Here is a 23,081-nt window from a genome sequence, read left to right as displayed (position 1 = left end):
GGGTGTAAATGATAAACCAAGACTTTTTAGGGTCTCAGCTTATCATAATTTATTATTCTAGATTCTCAACATGTTTTTTAGCTTGCCAATTAATGAGTTTTTCAAACTTTTCTTTGGTGCTATAGTTTCTACTTCCTCTTCTTGTGTTTGTATAGCAGTAATTAATTCGTCCATTCCAGGAACGTGTGCAGAAGCTATTGCAGGCTCTRYTGGTTCCKCTATTTCAGGGACTATTGGCTCCGCCGTTGCAGGCTCCGTTGGCTCTGTTGGTTCCTCTAGTTCTTCGATTTCCATCTCATATTCTGGGATCTCAATAGAAGGCAATTCAAATTCAGGGAACTCAAAGTCTGGTACTTCCCATTCTTCATTTGGAGATTCTAATGCCGGAAGTTCTAGCTCAGCATCTGGGTTTTCTACATCAGGAATCTCTATTTCTGGAATCTCTATTTCTGGTATCTCAAATTCAGGCTCGTTATATCCATTATCAAACTCTATTCCTATTGTTGATTCTGCTGGAGCCAGTAAGTGTCCTAGAGTTGTAAAATGATTGTGGCTATATGATACTTCCCAAATTGTCATATCTTTGTCAGATTCATATGCCTCGCCCTCTTCCATATACGTCTTCTGAACGGGCTCTCCGTTTTCTCCTAGTATATTCATAACTATACCATGCCACTTAGCTCCCTCTTTGAATGTTATCTCCAAATTAGGGTCCATAGGATCAATAAAAGTTAAGGATCCTCCGTTAATGAAGAACAAGTTAGTATTTCCATTAATTGTAAATGATCCTGGCATAACCGCTCTACCGAGGAGATTAATTTGGCTTCTTTTCTCTCCGCTTATACTAGGTTTTACCTTGCTACTATCTAATACTTGCATTAATGTGTGCGCTTCATGGACTTCTATTGTTCCATTGTTCAAAATACTAACGCCATCGTTAATGGTAAATTCACAGTCTAATTCTAATGTGGCACCTTCTAAAACCGTAGCCTCGTGGTCTAACGCTTTATCTTTGCCTGTTAAAATTAACAATCCTCCACTCTTAGTTGCTTGCAGTAGCTCGTTGAGGTTTGAGGCTGTTTCAACTATAAGTTCTCCATAGTTGATAATAGTTTGCCCACCTGCAAATGTTCCATCGTCGGTAAATTCAATTATGACGTTTTCTGGAATTGTAAGTTCTCTAGTCAGTTCGACGACATGATTTCCTATCTCAATAGTTCTTTCTTTTTTGGTAGTTCCTTCCTTTGCCACCTCGATCGCTTTGTGCAACTCTTCTTCTGTATCAGGTATTGTATCTAATTGAGTAATTACATTGCCTGTTTTGGCAAGTGTTTCTGTCTCACTGCCTTTCGTTAACTCTACTGTAAAGTCATAGACACCATCAGACACGTTTTCTTTAGCTTGCTTAAAGTTGTCTATCTCGACATCTCCAACAGTTATGCCTATATTACCATACTCAGCTACATATTTTTCAACTCGAGTTTTTACCACATCTGCAATATAAGCAGATGGCGTCGCCTCTTCTTGTGTTAGAGTATAATCTTTTATTGCCAACTGCTCTGCAATATCCTGCAATGTGTTACTTGTTGACGCAAGTACTATATCTTGATTAGTGACAAAATAGGTTCCAGTAAGAGGCTCTCCCAAAGTTTTGCCGTCTTTTTGTGCCTCCATTGTAAAGGTAACTGGTCCAGTAGTTACTATATTATCGTCATTATCTTCGTAGTTGGTAAGGTCCTCATTAGCCCCAGGTGTTTGCTCACTCGCATCTCTATATGACCAAGTCCAATATTGATCTTGTGCCACGCTTTCATTAAGTTTAGTTTCTTGCCATATAAGTTTTCCAGTCTTATAGATTTTTAGTGTAACCCTATCCGCATCTGCAAATTGATCATATTTAATTTTCATCAATTGATAATTTAAAGATGCGTTTGGTTCTCCAGCTGTTTCAGGTGCTATTGCAGTAATGGTTCCATCTTCAGTTTGTTTGAGGGTCGCATCAAGAGTGCCAATTCCGGTTTCGTTACCATCCCATTTCAATGCTGCATAAGTTGCGTTCTTGATATCGTCCTCTGTTACTGTATACTTTCTCTCGATGCTATAAATCTTGTTATCTGCAGTATCCAACGGCGTATCGTCTGTTGCTGTTGCCGTTATTTTTATTGTATAGCTACCTGGGTCCACCAATTGATCATTATCAGGTATAATCGCATCAAGGTCTGTTACTGTTCTTGCCAACAATTTTCTATATGGCCAATATAACTTAGAGTCTTGGAYAGGCAATGCTCTGGCGTTGCTCTTCAATGAAACCACATCTGTCCAAACTGGAGTGCCGCTAGAATTCATAATCTCTAACTTAACTTCTTCCAGTTTTGTTTGGGTTTCTCTATCAAAATTAATTTGCAACAACTGATACGGATTATTTGCATATTCGCTGTTCGGATCTGCTGTACCCGTCGCCGCTATTGTGAACGGCGTTTCCGCCCACTTGATAAATGATATATTCTCTTTATTTCTTGCAATGGCCTCTTTATATACGTCCACGGCCTCTAACAATGTTGCTCTTGTAGTTGCTAGGTCAACGGTGCCGCTCAAATCTTTTTCAGCCTGTTTTATCGCATCTTCAAATTCATCATATTCGTCCTCAGTTACCCAATCTTGGTTATCAACAATGTTTGAGCTATCACTTGGTGTTGCAGATTTCAGTAGGTCTATAGCATCTGGAATAAGAGTAATTTCTAGCTCTATTTTCTGTGTTACAACTTGTAGTGAGTCGTTAAATATCTTGCGCGCTTGTTCTAATTTATGTTGTGCAAACTTTAACTCCTCTTCTGTAGATCCAGGTAATGCTACGTCTTGTGCTTCGTCAATTGCTGCATTAAATGTCTCTATAATTGCTGCTGTTGCAAATTTATCATTCACTGCCAGACCGTATCCATCTTCGGAAGAGTGAGTTGAATCCTTAAACACAATTGCCTGATTAATAGCAAGTTGTAACTCCGCTAATCCTGTAGCTGGCTTATACGTAGCTAGTATTACATCATTGTCTGTCATCACATATGAAATAGGATTTGGAATTTGATATACTACACCACCTGGCGTCTTCACTTTTAGTAAAATTTTGAGACCGGTGTTCGCTGTTACAATTTCAGTATTTGCTTCATTTTTCAGCATATTATCCAATGCCACTTTATCTATATTAAATAATGTGCCACCATTGGTTTCCATCAGCTTGCTTGCATCACGATATGGCCACAACCACTCGCTAACATTAATTTCCGGATTTTCTATCTTGTCGTTCCATAGCTCTTTTCCATGCGTATCTGTTATCAAGAACTCAACGTATTCCACATCTTGATGTATCTCATAATCAATTATCATTTGCTGATACGCCAATTGCGTATTGCTAGGATCATCTTTAGAGAGTGTTCTTAGTTCGTCTTTAACAGTAATAAATGAATCGATAACTGCAGTATCAAAGTCTGTCGCATCAATTTCTGCGCTTACATCTTTTGCTGTTTGAATTTGAGGTACTATCTTACCTTTCGCAAATTCTACATCAAACACAAATTCTCCGTTCTCGCCAGAAATATTAAATTGATCTCCTGCTTCTGCCGCGTTAAATGCGCCGCCAGTTACTGTTACTGTTATATCTCCATTTATAACTTCTGGTAGAGCTTCTATCGTTGCTTTCACTTTCGCTATAGCTTCGTCTTTGGTATTTTCATTTTCTTGCGTTAAACCAAAGTCTATTGTGCTCACTTGAGCTACCAAAGCTCTTAATTCTTCATTATACGCATCCATTTCTGGAGAATATAACGCATCAGTAACATTCTGCTCTTTTATTGTGTAACTATCTTTGAGAATTTGAGATCCTCCGTCRCTTTCTACGGTAATTCTCACTTCTATCAACGAACCTGCAGGGATCAAACTTTCGTTGGTGTTTGTATAATCATTCACGTTAGGACTCACATTACCAAGCGAGTCTCTTCCGTCACGCACTGGCCATACCCATTCAGTAGGCAATAGCGATCTCGCTCCATTTGCTTGTGCATCTGTCCAAATTATTCCAGAAGCAATATCTTCGTGTCCTGGAGGTGTAGAGATCAACTCAATTTCGAGCGAACGTTTAGTCCATGCACCCAAATGCTCATAATTGAGCTCCATTGCATCATAACTACTATCAGCATAAGAACCATTAGCCGGTACATCATAGAGTACATTTTCTATAGATGCCGACAATGAATCATCTCTCCACGCAACGAAATTAGATATATCAAATTCGTTTGCTTGAATTTCGGCAGTTTGCGTTGTTTTTCCGGTCTCCGTAATAGTACTTCCTACCATCTCAAATGCTATATCAAAAGTATATGAACCATTAACCCCAAATTGATTATTTGGAGTTCCTGTTGTTGCTGCAACAAAACTTCCAGGCTCGGTGCTTGTTGTTACTACCGCTGTTACTCCATTTGTTAATCCACTCATAAGCACTTGAACTTTTTTGTTTATTTCCACTAGAGCATCTTCGGTTGTTGAAGCTTCGTCCTGAGTTAATTTAAAGTCGCCTCTCTTCACTGCCTCTGCGATTTGTGCGATTGCTTCGTTGATATACTGCTCTTCTAAAGATCCAGCAATAGGAGATAGCGTAATAGTCGTACCCTCGTTAATTATCACTTTTGCAAAATCCTTTGCAGTAACAGTCGCGAAAATATATTTGCCTTTATCCGCATCGACAAGTGGATATGTCGCATCGGTATTTGCTAGGTTGCTATCATCTGACCCACCTACATTATCATTAGATGATCGTCCCCACTTATACGTTAAATCATTTGCAGACGGCGTAAATACAGTTCCTGTATTACTTCCCGAATTGGTGTTATCAATTACATTAACACTGAGAGTGTGCCCCAACATAGGCGCTCCAGTTCCGTCTGTTTCTATCGTAATGCCATTAATTACGGCAGGGTACGTACCTGATCCTGTCAACTGATTACCAATGATCTTGATAGGTGCAGTTGGGGTAAGCGTTCCAGCAATACCAATTGTTCCGTCGTTGGTAATATTTGAAGCTGTGGAAACTTTGCCTCCCGAAGCAATAGTAAATGCACCTGTGTTGATAATCTCTGCAGTTATAGCGTCGCCAACCACTGTAAATGAGCCGTTGTTGGTAAGCAACTTGCTAGTTACTAGATCAGCCACTTCAATAGATCCTTCATTTACAATTGTGCCCGCAGTAGTGTTCAACTTAGAATCTAGTTTGGCTCCAGGGTTATTAACAATTCCTCCGCTTGCATCCATTCCTGCATTTGCGGTTATTTGTCCACTGTTTGTCAGCGATCCTGTTACTGTTATTTTTCCATTTGCAATCAAGTCGTCTGTATTTATAATGTTTGTACGAGCCTCTAAAATATCTGTCTTCATTGTTCCGTCATTAGTAATATCTCCAATTACAGTAGTAACAGATGAACCATCATCAGTGCGAGCAGTAAAGTCTGCGTCTTTTGTATTTTCAAATCCTGCCGCAYTAAAACTATTAACAATCATCAAATTATCGTTTTTAGCATGACCATTGATTACTGTATCTCCAGAAGTAAAGCTAGCGAAAGAACCAACGTTGTTAAATGCAGATTCACCTTTAAAGCTTTTTGATGTCATTGTGCCTTCGTTATGAGTATCGTTACTAACAGACACGTGCCCCTCAACTCTAATTGTTTTTAAGTTGGTAATGGATGTAGCTTTTAGATCACCTTTTATGCTAATGTCACCATTGTTGTTATTAGTTAATGCTCCAGCATCAAAGCCGCCGCTCGCATTGATTGTTTTGTCGTTTGTTACAGATGTTATAACTGTTATTTTTCCAGCAGAATTAAATGAACCTTTGTTCTCAATGATATTAGCCGCTGTTGTGCCTTCTGTTCTAAATGTCGCCGCATTGATAATGGTACCGGTTTTTGCGTCTACATCGCCTTTAACCAACAATGTACCAGCATTGTTATYAATATCTTTTGCTTCTACTTCAGCCACTGTAAATTCATTACTATTTACTATTTTTGTTGTACGCGCTTTTCCTATAGCAGATAGCTTACCGCTGTTATTAATTTCTTGGTATGCTTCAATAATTCCTGTCGCATTGAGAACTCCACTGTTGATAAGCTTRCCATCTGCTGCCGTTACYACGATATCTGTTCCGGTCATTGTTCCTTGATTCTCTAGATTACTGCCAGTAACGCGTGCCTTATCAACAAAGGTTATGGTTCCGGCGTTGGTCACAGACGCGATATCTCCGTTACCAGATAATGTCAATTTCTGATTTTCTCTAACTACAATATCACCTATTGTATCATTAACTTCGCCCTCTACATCGAATCCTCTTCCAAGAGCATCTAACAACTCGCTCGCCTGCGCAACCTTTACAAAGATTTTAGCACCRTTATCTACTACCGATGCATCGGCTTCAAAGTTTTCGTAGTCACCGAGAGATTCCACATGGTATCCCTTATATGCAGGGTTGGCTCTAAACGCTGTGTTTGCCAAAATCTTAACAACGCCTCCGTTTGCTTTTGCCGCCACTGTGTCGCCAATAAACATTGTTTCGCCTTTGATTGTTAATCCACCTTGAGTTACATCGATGGTTTTCGTAAATTCTGCTGTGATTCCATCCAATGTTAGTGTACCGATCGCATTTTCCATGTTAGCCAATGCTTTGTTTGTTGTCATATCGGTTTCTGTAAATGTCAAGTTATAGCTGCCAACGCTAAATATAGCATCTGCAGTTTTGTTGGTGATCGCGCCTCCGGTTACAGATATATCCTCGCCATCTTTTGGTGTAAGCATTTCGAGAAGCGTAATCTCTTCTGTTAAAATTATGTCGCCACCAATTTTTTCAAAYACAGTCACAAAACTCAACGCATTTCCAACCGTAATTGTAATTCCGTCTACTTTCGTAATTTCCACATCGTCGGCTATTAGCAATGTTACGTGAGATGGGAACACCAGGCTTTCTTCTATTTCAAAATCTGTGACACAAGTGATCGTTGCGCTTTGAGATGGATCTGGATATCGATTTAACGCCTCTTTTAATTCTACGAAAGTCGAAACATCTGCCTTTGCGACAACCTCGACAGTAATTGTAATGTCTCCTGAGTTTATATAATACTCCTCTGGGATATTGGCTGTATATACAAACCGACCTTGGTTATCGTCTGTAAAATCGTTTAGGTTAGGTGACCAAGTGATATTTTCAATAGTAATCGCATTGCCTGCTGGATCTTCTCCATTAAATACCATTGGTAAGTTAGGCTGCCCTTGATTTCCTGCCGAACTATCAACCGGAATGATTTGTTGCGCTTCATAGCTTCCTGGTAAAATKCGATCTACCATAATTTGGTTAAGCCAGTTATATATCACTTTAGGGTTAGTAGTTGCAATATCCCCGGTGCATTGGAACGTCKTGTTTCCTATCGCCGCGTCTATGGTGTTGATATCTTCTAGCAATACGCCATAGTTRTTGGTTTCGTCTTGCCAGTTCGCATTAATTGTAGTATTAGACATCTCAACGCTCGCTGTAGTTCCTTTAATAGATATTGCCGCAGAATCGTCGTCGTCATAGTTCTCATCTTGAGTAAATGTTACGTTGTTAATTTTCCATACTGCAGAGTCTTGAGTTGCGATCGCATGTTTTGTGTATCCTGTAATCTCAATATTTTCGATGGTAACTCGTGCCGCGCTATTGCTAGTGACTTGCGCACCGTTCGTTAAAACTAGCTTCTGGTCATTGGTTGTGGTAAGAGTACCGCTCTTCTCAATTTTTAATTCAGAATTCAATGTAATTTCGGTGCCTATRCTTGTTTTTCCACCAATAGCGTTCATAACATATCGGAAGTTTKCTTCGTCATGAACTTCTATAGTGCCGGCCTGATTTATCGCCGCACCATAATTTAAYCTCAAACTAGTTCCGTCTGGAATAACAAGCGTTACCTTTTCACCAATATTTACGCCTTGATTCAATACGATATTTGCGCCCTCRCCAATAGTTACTGTGTTTGCATGATCCTTGATGTTTGCTTCTTTGAGTGCTGCTATAAGCTTTTCTGCCGTATCGATTTTCTTATCTGGTGCTTCGATATTTGCAGTCAACGTTGATGTAGTTTTTGATACGCCACCTTTTTCTATTGTAACGGTAAATTGATACTTACCATCCACTCCGTTGGTGTTCTCTGGTACTTCATCCCATGTTGGTGCTTTCTCAAAGTTAACTCCATTTACAGTAACTACCATTCCCATATTTTGTACATTTAAGAACAACGTAATTGCATCCAAAACTTGCTTATGYGCAATCTCCTCTGTTGTGTGTACATCATAAGTCAAACCATAAAACTCTGGTAATTTTGCTTCYACTTCTTTTATCGCATTATCCACGATTTCTTGGTCGGCGGCAGTTGCGGTGACAAGTCCTGTAGATCCCGAAATAAATTGTGCCGGAACYGTAGTTTGCTCATCTTTCGATTTTACTTGCAAGAATAAATATTTGCCGATGTCCTCAACTGTTACCGTATATACGCTTGTTTTTGCCGAGTCGGTTTCAATCGCTACTGCCCCAGCTGGAATAACACTGTCTGATCCTGCTGTTGATTGCACATCAGATCTATACCACTGATACTCTACATCCACTCTCATATTTTCTTCTGTTGTAAGTTGCGCTGTCAAGATATCGCCCACGCTGGCATTGCCGATTGCAGGTAYATCTGTTGTGATCKCAATATCCACGGCCTCTATYTTAACCGGCTCCACTGTAATTTTCAAATTAGGAATCGTCACGCCCTCTGCAAATCCAAAGTTCGGGTTAGATAACGTTGCCACAGCTTCTAATTCGCCTGTTGTTGCGGTGTTGTCACTCAAAAGAGTCCATTCTACCGGCACAGCTGTAGTTGATGTCACGCCTGTATCGACATGTCTTGTTTTCACTTCTAATGTTTGYGGAAGTTTTGCTTTGATTTGATCTGTGCTATAGCCCACAAGAACTTTTACATCTGGTACGGTCACTTCTGTTATGATATTGCTCGCTATTACGCCTACTGCTGTAGTTTGTGAATCGCTGTATGCTTCGCCTGTGTTRACAGCCCCACCATTTCGGAGCAAAATCTTAATGTCATAGGTTTTGGTTCTAGACGAAGATCTGGCTTGCTCTTTKGCCAATACTTCTATTTCAACATCTTCTGTCGTAGGGTAGTTTTTCAAAATTTCTCTGGCTTGCATTTTGATATCTTCAACAACATTTGTGGCATTAGGGCTAATGGTAAATGGTTTGGTTAGGTTTGCTGCTGCTACTCTTACTGCGTCCGCATTTTCAGACTTAAATGCCTTATATTCAAATTCGTCTGTATTTGCCGGTACAGTATATTCTTGGTCTACTATAGTTGTTCCGTTTGGCCCTTCCGCYGTTAAAACCACTGTTACTTTGTCATAAGGATTTAACAAATATTTTCCATTGTTAACCTCTTGAACTATCGCACCCATCGCCATCTCGGTTGCCCCGTCCATAGACCCCGCGAAGAACGGCATAACGCTGCTCGCATCTCTTAGCGGCCACTGCCAGCTTGCGTTCTCACTAGCAGTCAACTCATCTTCGGAAAGTCTCCAGATAGCTAAACCGTTTTTGGTTACAAGTATATCGACGCTTGTTACCGCTTCGCCCAATCTATAATTTACTTGGGTTACGTTGTAATTAGTTCCTGGATAATCGCTGCCTGCTGGTACAACAGTAAACGCCTCTGCCGCGAACGCAATGTCCATCTTACCAAATTCTTTTGCCTCTGTATCAAATTTTTCTTGATCAGCTGTAAGAGTCTCTATCGCCGTTGCAATTTCTTCTGTCGTTGCATACTCATTATCTATAACCGCCTGCGCTGCTGCAATGTTTGCGGCCAACGCATCTTTTTCTGCTTGATCAACCCACTTATCTTTAACGAATACGTCCACTCCGCCACGATCACTCAAAATAGTTTCGTCTAAGTTTTTCTGAACCTCGGCTATCAATGCCGATAATCCTGTCTTATCAGTTTTGGTAAATAGCTGAGTTGCCTCTGTAGATTTTACGCCTGCTTTGTCATATGCCACGGCCTTAATAGTGGTGGTTTCGGTAAGTGTTACAGTTTGATTTGTAGTATATCCTGTTAGCGTATCGTCTGGTATTGCGTTATTTGTTGTGTAATACATGGTGGTATTCTCAGGTACTACTATCTCAACAGTCATGTCTGTATCAAACGCACCAGTTTCTGGAATAAATGTAGGTGCAGCAACAATAGCACTCTGATATGTCGCATTGTCAAAATCAGATTGCGTAATAGTATAGGTACCAGTAAGAATGTGTTTTTCGTTTGTATCGGTGGTAACAGTAACTTTGATACCCACTTCTGTTCCTACATCTAGCAACGTATCGTTACTAACTGTAATAGGAGACGTATCGATATTGTCCAATGTTCCGTCTACCATAATACTAGATCCGTCGCGATATGGCCATAAACACGCATCTGGTGCAAGTGTTCTCGCGGAAACTGGTTCAAATTTATTTTTCCAAATTGTTTTTTCGCCTTGCGTAATTTCTAATTCTGCAAAGTCATATGCATCTGTTCTAGAGAAGTTGATCGACATTTCTTGATATCCCTCTAGTGTCGTACCCGTCGTAATAGTTCCGTCAGCAGACTGAGTCAATACCGCATCTACGCTAGGCTCTCCGCCTTTCCATTTTACAAATAAGTCAGAATCATACGGACTTGCTGTAATCACAGATTCAAGTGCCACGGTTTCGCCAGCTGTTGCAGTTACTGTTGCTGTTGAGTCATCTAGTTTAAGAGTTTCTCTTCCAAGCGTTACGCTATACGTAAATTTACCGTCTGTTCCAACTGTGTTGTTTGGCATACCAGCTATCGCAGGATTGAAGTCTTTCTCTGTAACTGTTACGTTGATTTTGTCTAGGAACGCTATACCTGCGTCCTCTAACATTTTGGTAATTGCGTTTTTCACAACTGCTGATGCTTGAGTTACATCTGCAGATTCTGCTTGAGTAAGCGGTATRCTAAATGTTCCCGCCGTAACAGCGTCTTCTATCACTTTCTTAGCAGCATYGACCTTCGYTTGGTCTGCCGCTTCTTGGTCAAATCTTGTTGCGATAATCTTCGCTGGTTGCTTTTCTGTTGTTGCCGTAGTTTTAACATTGGCTATGCTAAGAGTAGTTGTGTATTGATAGCTTCCGTCTGTACCGAGATTGGCAGTTCGTGTCTCGCCACCTATAATATCCACATCTTCACCAGCCACCGCTGCAACAAAGTCTGTCGCAGACCCTCTCACAATAACTGCAATGTTGGTTATGCTTTTAGTTGCCAAGTACTCTAAAATTGCTTTTTGTATAGTCGCGCTAGCAGTGCCTGTAGTTTCTGCATCTACTTGCTTTATCTCAAATGTCTTTGTATTGATCAAGTTTTCCGCCTCCGTCAAATTTTTCTGCTCAGGGCTAATAATATTTGTAACTTTATAGGATTTGCTTCCAATGTTTCCTTCATCATCTTTCACATAAATAGTATAAGTCTTATTTTCGTTCACTACAAATTCGTTGAAGTCTTGCCATGTTGCCTGTTCATCTATACTGTATTTTAGATTGACATCGAGTATATCGTCTCCTGTCACATTAACAGCGATGGCAGCTTCTTCAGAATCATTGATTAAAGTATGAGAAATTTCAAATTCAGGAGCTTCAGCATCTACATAATGATTTGCTTCAATAGGCGCTGTAATTTCTTTGGTATCTACCGATTGATCACCCTTAGATATCTTAACAGTAAATTTATAGCTACCATCTGTACCCTCTATATCGTCCCATACACCAGTTGTTGCCTTCACAAACTCGATTTCTGTAATTTCGCAAACAAGACCTTTGCCCACTTCAGCTCCAAGGCTGTCTATTACATCTTGTATAAGCTCATTTGCTTTTGCGTGAATTAGCAATTTAGCTTTTGCAGCAGTGCTTGCAGCGTCTTGCGCTAATACAGCGGCAAATGCATTTTCGACCTCCACAGCTACTCGTGCCTGCTCGATTTTTTCAGCTGCAGTTATAATATCAGTTATCTCAATATTCGTTCTCTGATCAGATAGATTTTCATCAGAGTCTTTAACTACAAGAACGTATGCGCCGTTGTCTGTGATATTCAACTTGTTTGAATTGCCCCAAGTGACTCCGCCGTCTAAGCTATATTGTAATCCAGCTTCTCCAGCATCTGCGCCAGTCACTGTTATTGTTATTGTTTGCGTTTCTTTATCTGCGCTTAATCCAGTCGCGTCATTACCAGCCACTGTATACGTAGGCCCCTCTGTATCAACATATTCATTCGCATCGATAACCGCAGACAACTCCTTGGTCGAAGTAAGCTCTCTTCCACCTCGTGTTACATCTACAGTAAACGAATAATTTCCGTTAGTACCCGCAGTGTTATCATACGTTCCAGTTTGTGCTTCTACAAATTTTTCTGCAACATCTTTTACAACCGCTTCTATTTCAGTTGCAGATGCGGACAATGTTCTTATGATAGCGTTGTTGATTTCGTTCTGCACTTCTACTCGCGCTTTATCAATTTCGTTATGCGAATCTTGATTTAACTTGTAGGTGCTAACAGCCATATTTTCAATGATATTAATTGTGGCTTTGATCGCAGCTTTATCTTGCCCCTCTTGATCAAACTTGTATGATAGAATCGTTGCGAATATAGTTCTTCCGTCATTAATTTTTGCAGATTCTGTACCGCTGCTAACCACAAGCGTAAAGTCATAATTACCAGGTGTACCATCTGCGTCACCGTCAAAACCAGCTTCTGCCTGATTAAAGGTTTCCTTAGTAATCGTAATATCTACTTCAATCTCGCCCAATAGATTTTTGATTTGGGCCATAATATCGTCATGAGCAGTCTGTTCTGTATCTGCTGCAGTTTTTTGTTGTATTACAAATGAATTGGTTTCGAGATACTTATTTAAAAGATCTCGTGCTTCAGCCACGCTATCTGCTGCAGTATAAGGAGTTGCGATAATCTGAGGCACAATATTTCGGCTATCTTCTGATTGAGTACCTCTAGACAATGTTACGGTGAATGAGTAACTACCGTTAACGCCAAGGTTATCATTTGCATCGCCCGCTGTACCCGCTGTAGCCTCTTTATATGAAATTTGAGTTATGGTCACAGCTACGTTGGTGCCTAGGCTACTCATCAAATCTTCCATTGTTTTTGTTACCGCGGCCTTTGTAGTCGCCGCATCTACATGAGTTTCTTGATTTAATCCAAAGTAAGTATCAATATCTGTAATAGCTTCGATTGCTTGTAATGCCTCGGTAATTTTTTCTTGGTCAAATTTAACTTGATCAAATGGAATAGGATCAATAACAATAGTTTTCTTATCGCTTACTAGAGTAGTTGAGCCCACTGTTACTGTTACAGTAAAGTCATATTGACCTGCAACACCCGCGTTGTCATTTCCAGACGGTGCTGGAATACTGTTTATATCGACTCCTTCTTTTGCTGGAACATAACGTCCGTCAGGTTGAATTACAAAACTGTCTACCGAATGAGCTGCAATGATTTTTTCGATTTCTGTTTCTAGATGAGCTATAACATCTAATTTGGCCGCCGCATCGTCTGTAGGATTAGTTTGTAGAACTGCATCGATAACTGCCGCGTTGATCGCTTCTATCGCTTCTTGCGCTCTGTCGTCACTAGAATATTCTAACGCCTTAACCGGAGCCGAAATCATTTTTGTAGTTCCCGTCGCTGTTCCGCGTTCTATCTCAACCGTAAAGTTATATGCGCCATCCACTCCTGCAACGTTGTCTAACGTACCTTTTTGAGCCGCAACGTATGGATTTTCTGTGTCATCTACTACCGTTAACTTCAATTCTGGAGCCGCATACAAAGCGATCAAACGCATATTCATACCCGCAATAACTTCTTCAACTTTTGCACGTGCCAATGCCACATCGCCATGATCAACTTGAGTTAATCCATAATCAGCCAGTGGAAGCTCTTCGATAGCGGCTTGGGCRTCGTTAACTTCTTGTTTGTCTGCAGCAGCTTGGTCGAATTGATATGCAATAATATCCACGGATTTGCCAGTTATGACRTCGYTTWYTGTMTCATTCAATCTTGCAACAATATTGACTACAAACGAATAGCTACCATTTTCTCCWATATATCCATCCGCACCAGGCTTGGCTTCCTTATATTCAGTTTTAACAACTGTTGGTTCAACGCCATTCATGTGTTTTGTTTCAAGAAGTATCTCGACTTGTTTTTGAAGATTTKCAGTTGCAGTAACTTCTGTTACATCAGATCCATCCGCTTCTAATTGTCTGATAGCCGTAAACACATGATCTGTGATTAAGTTTTTCGCATCAGCGATTTCTTGCTCTGGTGCATATGACGCGGCCTTAACTATCGCTCTCTTGTCTCCACTTGTTGAGTTATAGTCACCTCTTGTTAAAGTAACTCGATAATCAACGTAACCGTCAGCGCCTTCAGTAGATCCCGGAGTTCCCGATACTGCAGCTTCAAAAGCAATCACCTCGACAGAAATAATGATTGGAGCCTCAAAGCCAGGAATATCTGCTAACTTACCTTTAATAGTTTCTGCTGCCTCTGTTTCGTTTGCAGCATCAAACTGGCTAATCGATTCTAAAATTCCATCATTAACTTTTGTAATAGCAAGATCTACAAGTTCCTTATCCGCAGCTGCCTGATCAAACTTTTGTGATAGAATATTAATCATATAATCTTTAGTAGTCGCAGTAATGCTAGAATCAGTTTTGGCAGATACAGTTACAGTAAAGCTAAGTGATCCATCGRTACCGTTTGCTGTTTGATCCGCACCTGSAACAGCTGGTGTATATGTGCCGYCATTAATAGTTGCGTCCACATCGTCAATTCCTGCAGCCAAAAGCATTTGATCCACTTGTGCCTTAACACCCGCCATCGATGTTTCTCTGGAATTGTTTTCGTTGTTTTCTACATTTTGTTGAAGAGCGACAAATGATGCATCATCTATTGCTTTATTGATCAAATCTTTGGCTTCGTTAACTTCTTCTTCTATAGTATACACAGTTGCTGTAATTATGGCAGGAGTTACGAGAGTATCAGTTGCAGTTTCGCGAGCCAATGTTACAGTATAATTTAATACGCCATCGGTACCGGCATTGTTAGGAGCTGTTCCGGTCTGTGCTGGAGTGAAGTCAGCTGCAGTTGCGGAGACAGTTGCAGTTAATTTCAATACATCTTTAACKCCTTCTATTTCGTTAACTTTCGCTTGTACTGCAACTACAGCCGCCTCTACAGTTTCTGCCTCAGCTTGCAAGACAGTTATTCCRGCCGCAGTAATAGCGCCTTTGGCAATCGCTAGGAGTCGTAAATCTTCTGCCTCTTGATCAAATTTTTCTGCTGTTATAACAACAGTCGCAGTCTCGGTTGTTTGAGATGGGATAGTGTTATCTTTGGCTTCCAGCGTTACAGTAAATTTAAAGTGTCCGTTTCTACCTTCAATATCTAARTCCTTACCTGCAGTTGCTCGATTAAATTCGCCTGGATTAATTACAACATTAAGCGAATCAATATTGGCATCRGCAAGCAGTTGTTCCACTTGGGTCTTCATGCTTTTTGCAGCTTCTTCGGCAGAATCGTTTTGTCCAGTTGCCACCACCTGATCGATCGGAGTAAATCCGTCACTTGTAATCAGACCTTGGAGCATTGCCATCGCATCGGCCATTTCTTTTTCTACAGTATATTTAGTCGATTCTATAACTGCCGTTTTCTCAACGTTTTCAGTTGCAGTACCGCGAACAATCGATACAGTAAAGTCTAGCGATCCGTCTGCTCCATTTGGATTTGCCGTATCACCTTTTGTAGCCGCAGTAAATCCGTCCGCTGTTGCGGTAACAGTTACGACTAGATTTTTAACACCTTTAACATTTTCTAGCTCATCAATTTTTGCCTGAACTGCGGCAATGGCCGCGTCTAGAGTTTCCGCATCCTTTTGCTCAACAATTATATCAGCACCCTCGATTGCAGCTTTGGCAGCAGCAGCAAGTTTTTTATCCTCAACTTCTTGGTCAAACAATGTTGCAATGATAGGCACATTAATTTCGGCAGTTTGGTCGGTTGAAACAGTAACTCCATCGTCAGCAGTTTTAGATAACGCAACAGTAAATTTATACGAACCATTAGTACCGTTTGGTGTTCCATCTGTTCCTTCGATAGCTGCAACAAAATCGACCTGATTAATTACCGGAGTAACACCCGTAATATCAGAGGTTGGTACAACAATATTGTTTGCTTGTTCCAATATATTTGCTTTGGCCTGTTCTTCAGTTCCGTTATCTGCCTGAGCAAGAGATTTAAACGCGCTAGGAGCTTCGAGGCGAGATTTTGCATCTGCAACAGCCACATCTGCTGTATAAGGGTTCGCACCAGTTTGAATGCTAGCCTCAAACTTAACTAGTGCCGAATTGAGAGCAACGCTGGCAGAGTTAATTTCCTCTTGAGTCGCATCTGAATTATTTGCCACTGCTTGCGCCTCTGCAATAGCATTTTGGAGAGCAGTCTGAGTTGCTTTACTGATATACTTAAAGCCTTTGTCTACATTATTTACTGGATCATCTATTATAGAATACAAGTTGACGATCTCATTTGCATGAGCAATAATTGTATTGAGCTCTGTAAAGTCTACAGTTTGCGCAACAGCAATTTGAATTGCAGATTTAAATGTGCTTACAGCCTGATTGAGTTTTACTATTAAAGCATCGATAACAGCTTGATCCGACGCTTTTGCAGGATTTTGAATCCAAACATTTGCCTGTTCTATTACATCATTTAGGGCATTGATATGGCTTACTGCAACATACTTAGTTCCTTCTGCCAAATAGGCTCCATCGTTGCTTGCCACAATACCTGTTTTGGCATCGTTAGCAAGATCAACCGCAGCTTTTAATTCTGTAACATCAGCGGCAACGGAGCCAAGTTTTTTCGCATCTTCAAAAGTTACAATAGCGGCATTAAGTTTGTTAGTAAGATTGGTTATTGCACTAGATTGGCTTGTGCTTGGAGCAGTGGCGATCAATTTTTCTGCTTCATCAATTACCGCATCCAAAGCATCGACGTGTGCTTGCGTTACATAATATTCGTCAGCTGGAACTGTACTGCCGTCTTCGGAAATAATAGCAGCAAGCTTAGCTGCCTTCGCCTTATCGATAGCAGTTTGTAGAGTTTTTGTATTTGCAGTAGAAGCTTTGGTACCCACCTTGATGCTATTCTTATATACTACGATTTCTATTTGCAACTTTGCAGTAAGCGCATCAGCATCAGATTGGCTAACAGAATCAGCTGCCATAAGATCTCTAGCCTGAGCAAGTAGAGAAGTCAAGGCATCTGCTCTTTCGGAAGTTACAAATTTAACACCTTTAGCGACTTTTGCTGGATCAGTTTGATCAATTACAGAAACGCCAACGCTGGCTCCGATGGCCCAATTCATGGCATTTTCTAAGCCGACAAGATCAGTAGCTTTGGTACCGACTTGTGTTGCTTCATTGTATTTTGCAGACGCATCATTTAGATTTTTCATAGCCTGATCGATTTGATCTTGATTTTTAGATTCGAGAGCTTTTTTGGCCTGATCAATAGCTTTATCAAGAGCTTCTTTTTCGTGAGCTGGAACAAAGATTACACCTTTATCATATTGATTTGGATTTATAGAGGCACCAGGAGCAAGAACTACAACAACATTATTGCTAGCCAAATCTTCTGCATTTTTGAGTATAGCATCGAGACTAGCCGTACTAGCAGGCATGGTTCCGGTTTGGCTATTTGCATGTGCAACAAATGAGTCAATAGCATTCTTTAATTCGAGAGCCAAAGCATCGACCATAGATTGATCCGTACTAGCTGGGCCAGATGCAATCAATTTTTGTGACTCAACGATTAGAATGTTTAGCTCTGCAAGCTGAGAAGCAGTGACATACTTTTTGCCTTGTGCCACGAGATCCGCAGAGTCAGCAACAGTAACGCCAAGTTTTGCGTCATTGGCATCAGCTAACGCATCGCGCAACTGTGTGAGATCCGCAACCTTGAGACCAACTTCGATCGCATCGTTAAAATCTTTAATAGCCTGGCTTAATTCTTTTTCAACTTGAGCAAGAGAATTTCCGTTACTCTCTGGATTATCTACTTCTGCTTGAGCTTTGGCAATAGCCGCGTTAAGCGCATCGAGAACATCTTGTGGCACAAACTTAGTACCCTTAGCCATATCATCAGCTGCAGTACCGACAGCGATACCTTTCTTAGCATCATCGGCTTTTGCGATAACAGTGCTGAGATATGGTTTATTTACAGAAGTAATAGTACCAGCCTTCGCTGCAGCATCGAAATCAGCTATAGCCGCGTTCAAATCTACAATTGCTTGATCGATAGTTTCTTGACTTGAATCACCCACAACGTTTCCGGAGCTATAAGATGCCAATATGTCGCTAAGAATTTTTTCAGCAACAAAAACAGAAGCCTTAAAATTATCCATTTCGGCTTGGCTAACAAACTTTTTATCTTGATGAACTTCGTCAGCGCTTTCCGAAACCAAGGTGTCGTTCATTTTGGCAAGAGCGTTCGCAATTGCGGTTTTGAGAGCTGCCGTATCAAGCATAATTTTAGGATATACAGTAATAGTCTTGCTTGGATTACCRGCAACAGTTTTGCTATAAGCCACAACATAAATTTCATACTTTGTAATAGGATCTAAATTGTYAAGAGTCGCGCTGCCAATGGAACCCTTTACAGAAGAGAAGTTTGACAAGCTGTTAACTGGGCGATAAAAGACTCTAGTGTGAGTAGCCTTGTTAGTGTTATAAGTGAGTTTGATCTCACCATTTTTATCGACGTGTGCCACGACGTTARCCGGCGATGCGGGTGCAACACTTTGGCTATCGAGAATAACAGTTGTCTGCGCTTCCGCCGATGCCTCACCATTAGTTTTAGCAACAACAGAAATAGTATACTCACCATCTGCTAGATCTGTAATAATAATTCCCTCAGCTGAATATGGCGTATTAATAGTTTTAGATATTCCATTAATTGTATATGTTAAATCATAAGAAGTTGCGGCCTGAACTTGGTCAAACGTTACCTTAATGCCACCATCAAGAGCTTTCGCGTTTAAATTGGTTGGGGTTTCTAGAACCGCGGCACCTAAAGTATACGCAACATCAGACTCCCATAGAGGACCTTCGTTGTCATCTTCRACAGCTTGAACAGCAACAAAATAGCCGACACCCGCATCGAGGTCAGAAAGTTTAGCCTGCGCTTCGTCTACAAGTATAGACTTTGTATATTTTCCTTTTTCTATTCCATAAGATACTTTATATTCTGGCCATCCGGTATCATCCCAAGTAACAGCAAGACTATTTGCATTTTCAGTGATCTTAACTCCTTCGATATGTTCGGAGAACACTTCAGATTCAGTTGCAAATAAGTTTAGTTTAATATTGAAGATAGATACGGTTGATTGACCATCAGCATCAGTAATAACGACAGTTACCTTTACAACAACTCCATCTAAATCTGGAATAGGTATCTTTATAGTAGATACAGCCTTAATAGGAGTAGAAATCGCTCGAGCCATTGAAGTATTATCAAACGGAATTTTTAACTGCTTGGTTTCGTCACCATCTTTGTGATCTACTACTATGTAACCTTTTTTTGGCTGATTATTCATAGGAGCAGTAATGGCAACTTCCTTGATAGCATCAGTTGAGTTTACGGCAATAGGTATAGAAATCGTGTGATCTTGATCGATTTTGCCCGCAGTTTCGATAACCACCTCTGTTGTGTTATTAACATCTAGCAAATCGTCAGGAGTACCACCGCGTACTATAGCTCCAAGAGTTCCTTCAATTTTTTCGACCTGTATAATCTTATTAGTAAAACCGTTTTCTACGATATCAGATTTATCTTCTTTCTGATCATTAGACCCCCAAAAAGCAAAGGCGAGATCTCTAATATCTAACTTGCCATCGTGAGTTACATCCAGCTCTTTTTTATTAGCATCTGTAGTCAAGCCCTGTACAATATTTTCTCTATCAGCTTGATCTACTGATCCAGAACCGTCAACATCACCCGCAGTAAAAGAGCCATCGCCTGTTCCAATAATCACCAATTTATTATAATCAGTTATTTCTATGTTCTTTGCGGTATAAGTTTTATAACCCGCAGATTCGAGAGTAACATTGTATTCGGTTGAAGCCAACCCTGATACTGCAATAGTCAAGTCATCTAACCCCAACGTTAAATTGGCTATAATGTTCTTGGATTCGCTATTACTATACCCCTCAAATTCTGGATAAAACCCGTGTGGATCTACATGTATGATCACCTTTTTTGAAGAATTATTCGCAGCTGTAATAGTTAGAGTTCCAGACCAGTTTTCTGGGTCGATTTTATAGTCAAAGTTTATTTTAACGTCCAAGTTACCCACGTTATCTGTGATAGTAGATATATTATTCATTTCATTTAAACTAGTTATATGCGCATATGTTGGAATGTTTAGTGTGATAGTTGCGGTGGCCAACAAAAACGCGAGCCTTTTGTGTAATTTCATCTTAGTCCTCCCTAAAATTTTAATAAAAAACTATTACAATTGTTGGATACATTATCCTAATCTCCATCTCCTGTCAATTATACTATACCCCCCTTACCTAGTCAATATTGCTTTCTGAAATATATATCGGTAATATTTGTATTTTGCTTAAAAAATTCGAAAAATTGTAATAATAATGTTGTTGCTTTTTAACATAAAAAATAAATTAAATTGAGTGCCTCGACATTATGTCTAATGAAATATGGAAAATAAATGTTTCTACCAGTGTATTACGGTTTATTAAAAAAATGACTTCTTATAAAAAAACTTTGACACTACACACATATGATTGCAACAGGTTATCTTATTACAACTTTACTATAGAATTTCAAATTTTAATTTGTCCATTACGCTAGTTGCATATAAATATATAGAAAAAATAAAAAATAGACCAACTCTATATAATGAGAGAATTAGTCTGCTTTGAATTATTTTTATATGATATGAATCACATTTTTAAAATTGGTTAAGCTAATATATGATTTTATAATTTTTTATTACAACGCAAGAAATATAGTTAAAAACACATTACGCAAGTTTAACAATGCAAAAAAAATGACCAACACTATTTATAAAAACTACATTATTACAATATATAATATGAATCTATTAAAAAATCATTTCTATAGATCATTTACAACAGAAAAGAAAGGTATACCTACATTTTAGGTATTGGGTAGAGGAAAATGATGAGTACCATTGTAGTGAATCATATATCAAAACAACAAGGTGATTTTACATTAAAAGACATTAATTTTAGTTTACCTAGCGGAAAAATTATGGGGTTAATTGGTAAAAACGGTGCTGGAAAGAGCACCACAATCAATCTTATAATGAACTCGATAAAACCTGATAGTGGAGAAATTTCAGTATTGGGTGTTAAAAACACATCACGTGATTTTAAGAACGTGAAAGAAAATATTGGACTAGTTCTCGATGAGAGCTATATACCTGATATTTTTAATGTAAATGACATTAATAAAATTATGAACTTATGTTATAAGCAGTGGGACAAGCAGRTATATCACAAGTATATCAATTATTTTTCATTAGATCCCCAAAAAAAATTTCAAGACTACTCCAAAGGAATGAAAATGAAACTAGGCATCGCTATAGCATTGTCTCACGGTAGTAAAGTATTAATTTTAGATGAAGCTACTAGCGGACTTGACCCTATTGCCAGAGAAGAAGTATTAGAGATATTAACAAAATTTGTTCAACAAAGTGATAATCATTCTGTTTTGATTTCTTCTCACATAATAAGTGATTTAGAAAAAATTTGTGATAGTATTACTTTGATTCATCAAGGTCGTCAAGTTTTAAGTCAAGATAAGAAACAAATATTAGAGAATTATTCTATTATTAATGTAGATGAACAAGAATTAGAATTATTACCCAAAGATATTATACTTGGTAAAAAGAATCATAAAGGTATCTATGATGTATTAATTGAAAAAAACAAAGTTAGTTCTATTAATTATCCAGAACAAAATTATGTTTTAGAAGATATTATATTACTAATGATTAGAGGTTTAGAGGAGGAGAGGAAAAATGCTAGGGTTATTAGTCAAAGACGTTTGGTTTAGTTGGAAAAAATGTAAACTTGCTATAGGAATAATCATTCTTATGGCAGTAGTTTCGCCTTATATATTTTTAGCACTTTTTCAAGCAGTGTATATGTGTAGCAATATTATAGCAGCAGATGAAAAAAGTCATTGGGATAAATTTTCTGTCATGTTGCCGCTGACAGATTTTGATCATGTTTTCAGTAAATATTTATTTGGTTATCTCTCTTTAGGTTTTTCTATATTTTTTACTGCTATTAGCTTAATGATACTGAAATATTTGGGTGCAAATACTATAGATGATCTTATGACATCTCTTATGTTTATGAGTATTTTATGCCTTATATATGTCGCTGTTACCAATGCTCCTTTAATAATTTTCGGCACTGAAAAAGCTAAAGCAATTATATTGCTAATGTTTGCAGGATTTTTAGGACTTATGCCTCTTATACCTAATATTAATTCATACATGGCAACTTTGAACGAAGCTAAAACTTCAGGAACATTTTTAGGTTTAATGTTTATTGGAGCTGTTATACTAAACGTCATTTCTATAACAGTTACTGTCAATTTTAAACGAAAAAAAATAATTAGATATCATTAAAAAACAACCCTAAATGCTGAGTATCACGATTGAATTATCGATACTCGGCAAAATATAAAAACCCGAAATTCAAATATCATCTTATCTCAATCACATTTGTCTTATCATTGGTTCAAATCTCTTCATACTGACTCCTCTAAAACTTCTTCTGCTACAGCAAATTCTACTACTTTTGATCCTAACAATATAGGAAATAAATGCCATATATA

3 protein-coding genes are annotated in these 23,081 nt (G+C 39.1%); 2 read left to right on the top strand and 1 reads right to left on the bottom strand.

Annotated elements, in window-relative coordinates; translation table 11 throughout:
* Positions 1-57 precede the first annotated feature (57 nt).
* Positions 58-20,664: an FN3 associated domain-containing protein gene (locus EPU_RS00050; protein WP_029487672.1), complete on the bottom strand. Its 20,607-nt coding sequence runs from the start codon at positions 20,662-20,664 to the stop codon at positions 58-60.
* 728 nt (positions 20,665-21,392) lie between these two features.
* Between EPU_RS00050 and EPU_RS00045 the strand changes: the two genes are divergently transcribed.
* Together EPU_RS00045 and EPU_RS00040 are read left to right on the top strand one after the other, a co-directional pair.
* Positions 21,393-22,289 (top strand): ABC transporter ATP-binding protein, encoded by an 897-nt coding sequence (locus tag EPU_RS00045; RefSeq protein WP_010165666.1) that lies wholly within the window; start codon positions 21,393-21,395, stop codon positions 22,287-22,289.
* Positions 22,255-22,872, top strand: a complete 618-nt coding sequence (locus EPU_RS00040; RefSeq protein WP_010165665.1) for an ABC-2 transporter permease — start codon at positions 22,255-22,257, stop codon at positions 22,870-22,872. The genes EPU_RS00045 and EPU_RS00040 overlap by 35 nt, the downstream gene beginning before the upstream one ends.
* Positions 22,873-23,081: the final 209 nt, after the last annotated feature.

This window comes from Candidatus Epulonipiscium viviparus, from assembly GCF_000171335.1.
Taxonomy (GTDB): Bacteria; Bacillota; Clostridia; order Lachnospirales; family Cellulosilyticaceae; genus Epulonipiscioides; species Epulonipiscioides viviparus.
This window is presented reverse-complemented; position numbering and strand designations above follow the sequence as displayed.

What these genes read in the sequence shown, in the direction of transcription:
- EPU_RS00040 (WP_010165665.1), top strand. Translation starts at nt 22,255, where the DNA reads ATGCTAGGGTTATTAGTCAAAGACGTTTGGTTTAGTTGGAAAAAATGT.